This window comes from Paraburkholderia sp., from assembly GCF_035501035.1.
Lineage (GTDB): Bacteria > Pseudomonadota > Gammaproteobacteria > Burkholderiales > Burkholderiaceae > Paraburkholderia.
In genome coordinates, this window is record NZ_DATJWR010000105.1 from 1 (window position 1) to 3,167 (window position 3,167).

Below are 3,167 nucleotides of genomic sequence, written 5' to 3' on the forward strand. Positions count from 1 at the left end.
GACGCTGCTGCTGGCGTCAATCCCGTTTCGGCTTGTCGGCGCGGTCCACGCATATTTTCTCGCGCGCGCAAGGCTGCGCGACCAACCAATGCGCTGGTACTCGCGCTGGTATGCACTCGCACTGATCACTCTGACGTTTCCGGTGACGGCTCTGGTAATCCGGACCTTTCTATTCCAGCCCTTCGATCTTCCTGGTGGCTCAATGAGCCCCACTTTGAATATCGGCGACCATGTCTGGGTGAGGAAATTCGCGTATATCCTCTCCCAGCCGCAGCGTGGCGATGTGATCGTATTCAAGACTGCACAAGGAGATGATTTCGTAAAGCGAGTAACAGGCCTGCCAGGCGATCGCATTCAACTCGTTGCCGGACGGGTGTACGTCAACGGCAATCCCGCCAGACTTCAACGAATTCCTGATCTCTGGCTCGATTGCGACGAGTTCGGTTCGTGTACGCGCGTACCACAATTCTTTGAATGGCTGCCGGGCGGCAGTCGACACCGCATTCTGCAGGCATCGACCAATGGAGACATGGACAACACGGCCGCAGTAACCGTGCCTCCCGACTCCTACTACGTGCTCGGGGACAACCGCGACAATTCCAATGACAGCCGGCTCGATCTCGGCTTCGTCCCGGCACGGAATATCCTCGGCCGGGTGGTCGTCAAATTCATCGACGGCCGCATTCATCGCGTGGTGTGGCAAAGCGTGAACTAACAGCTCTCCACAGTGACTTTGACGGTGTCACCAAAACCTGCAGGCTGGAGTTCAGGAGCGGCACGAGTATCCCTGGCTACAGGACTCTCGCTTTCGATCATCCCGGCAATTGATTCACGGTCGCGGTAGGGACGCATATTGCTATGCGCCCCCCGCACAGAACCGTACGTGCGGCTTTCCCGCATACGGCTCCCACCTTGGGTGTTTGACGGCGAAGCGTTGCTGGGGCCAGGGATGAAGGATGCGAGGCGGTGGAAGATAGGAACGCATGCGATCAAGCAGCTGCGGGGTTATGTGCGCTCGCTGACTTGTCCGCTTGTAAGCGGCTGCCCAGAGCATGACGACCCGGTAGTGGAATGCCGCAAGCGTCCGGCTGTTGGTTGGCACGGCATGGTAGTTGAAGAAGCCCCTGACCACGCTGGCCAGCCATCTTCCCGTCTCATCGAAAGGTTGATGCGTTTTCTGACGCAGCGTATCCTTGATCTGCCTGAGTTTGCCCCTGACGCGGTCGCGGCGGGATTTCCTCTTGAGGAGGAAGTTTCCTTTGCGCGACTTGGCGGCCATGAAGGTAAAGCCCAGGAAGTCGAAGGTATCCGGTTTGCCCTTTTCACCTCGTTGTTCCGCCGCATGGCGTCCGAACGCGATGATGCGGGTCTTTTCCGGGTGCAGCGTCAGTGCGAACGTCTCAAGCCTCGTGCGCATCGCGTCGAGGAAGCGCCTTGCTTCGGCTTCGTGTTCAAAGCCTATGACCAGGTCGTCGGCATACCGCACGATGACCATGTCGCCTTCGGCTTCTGTCTTCCGCCATTGCTCGGCCCACAGGTCCAGAGCGTAGTGCAGGTAGACGTTGGCAAGCAGCGGCGAGATGACCGATCCCTGCCCCGTCCCCATCTCACTGGCGCCGACCAGCCCGTTTTCCATGACGCCCGCCTTCAACCATTTACGGATCAGGCGGATGATGCGCACATCGCCGATGCGGTGTTCCAGGAAGCCGATGAGCCAATCATGGTTCACCGTGTCGAAGAACGACCGGATATCGGCGTCGACAATGAAGTTCACTTTCCTTCTGTCGATGGCCGTGCACAGGGCATCCAGCGCATCGTGCTGGCTGCGCCCGGGCCGAAAGCCATAGCTAAACCCGAGGAAGTCTTCCTCATAGATCGCGCTCAGGACTTCCAGAACCGCCCTCTGGACAATCTTGTCTTCAAGAGCCGCCACGGCCAGCGGTCTTTGCCGTCCGTCCGGCTTGGGGATGTAAACCCGTCTCGCCGGCAGCGGATGGTACGGACCGCCTTTGTGAACACGCGTATGCAGATCGTCGAGCCTGGGCTCAAGACCTCTCGCGTAGTCCTCCCACGTCACTCCATCCACACCCGCAGCGGCATCGCGTTTGAGCGCGTGGAACGCTTCGGACAAAGACGCAGGACTGACATGGTGCAGCAGGCTGGTGAACCTTACTCCTTCTCGTTTGGCAGCTTGCCGTATGCGATCAAGCCCCTGTGCCACGCTGGTCCGGTTCTGCACCCGGGTCGTGTCAGGCTCCCTCGCATTTCCCTTGGCTCCCGCCCTTGGCTCCACCGACTCCGTTGCCGCTTCTTCCACGGCTGCGTTCACCGGCTTCCCAGCTACTACGGCAGGACCCGACTTCTCATGACCGTGCATCATCGGCGTTCGGCTTGCGCCTCCCCGATGCGGACCGGTGCCACGGGCAAGCGGTCGGTCATGAGATCTCCCAGTTTCCAACGCGATCCTTTTGTACATGATGAGGTCCCTTCGACCCCGGCAGAACGACAGTGCCTCGCATCACGGCACCGCACGCGTGGCCTTCGACGTCTCCGAACGGCTCGGCTTCTGCAAGTTTCCGCATTTCGGGGCTCCATAACTCACCCTGCACAATCGCTGTGTACGCTTCGTCATGGTCGTTGCCTTCCATCACGCAACACTCACTATCGGGCGGGCGCTACCCCTTACCCGAGCCGGACTTCCACCGGCAGGATCGCGCCAGCTTCCCTGGCGCACCGGAGGCGCAGAGCCGCGGAGAGATCGCAGCCAGACGTAACTAGTGGTGAAAATCCAACAATTGAATCCCACCCCATCTTTGTCATGGCCCGCGACGGCGGGCCACCCAGGTCACGCAGGACAGCTCGGCGGAGTCTAGCGAAATGCTTGATGTTCAGAATCGGCGTGCTTGTTTCAACTGGGTGGCCCGCCGTCGCGGGCCATGACAGTGCGGGATGCAAATGTCAGATTCGTTCCACTAGCGCGGGATCATTCGCGCGAAGCGCCGAAAAAAACGGGCACTCATCGGCGCCGCGCGTAATAAATCACTCGGCGCTTCGTGACGCCGTGGAAACTTCCGCGGCTTCCTGGCTCCGCGTGCAAAATCGATTTGCAATTCTCCCGTCCGGGGGAGGCGGGCAAGTGAGGTGTACGAACCCGATCTCATCCCGCT

2 protein-coding genes are annotated in these 3,167 nt (G+C 60.0%); one reads left to right on the forward strand and one right to left on the reverse strand.

The features are described 5' to 3' along the window. A partial coding sequence (gene lepB / locus VMJ11_RS07705) for a signal peptidase I (RefSeq protein WP_325618563.1) occupies window positions 1–715 on the forward strand: 715 nt, incomplete at its 5' end. A 141-nt stretch (window positions 716–856) separates the two neighbouring features. On the opposite strand, the gene ltrA is transcribed toward lepB, so the two are convergent. Beyond that, window positions 857–2,377, reverse strand: coding sequence for a group II intron reverse transcriptase/maturase (gene ltrA, locus VMJ11_RS07710; protein ID WP_349255976.1), 1,521 nt, complete (start codon window positions 2,375–2,377; stop codon window positions 857–859). Window positions 2,378–3,167: the final 790 nt, after the last annotated feature.

Coding starts and splice junctions, on each gene's coding strand:
- ltrA (WP_349255976.1), bottom strand. CDS start 2,377: ATGCACGGTCATGAGAAGTCGGGTCCTGCCGTAGTAGCTGGGAAGCCG.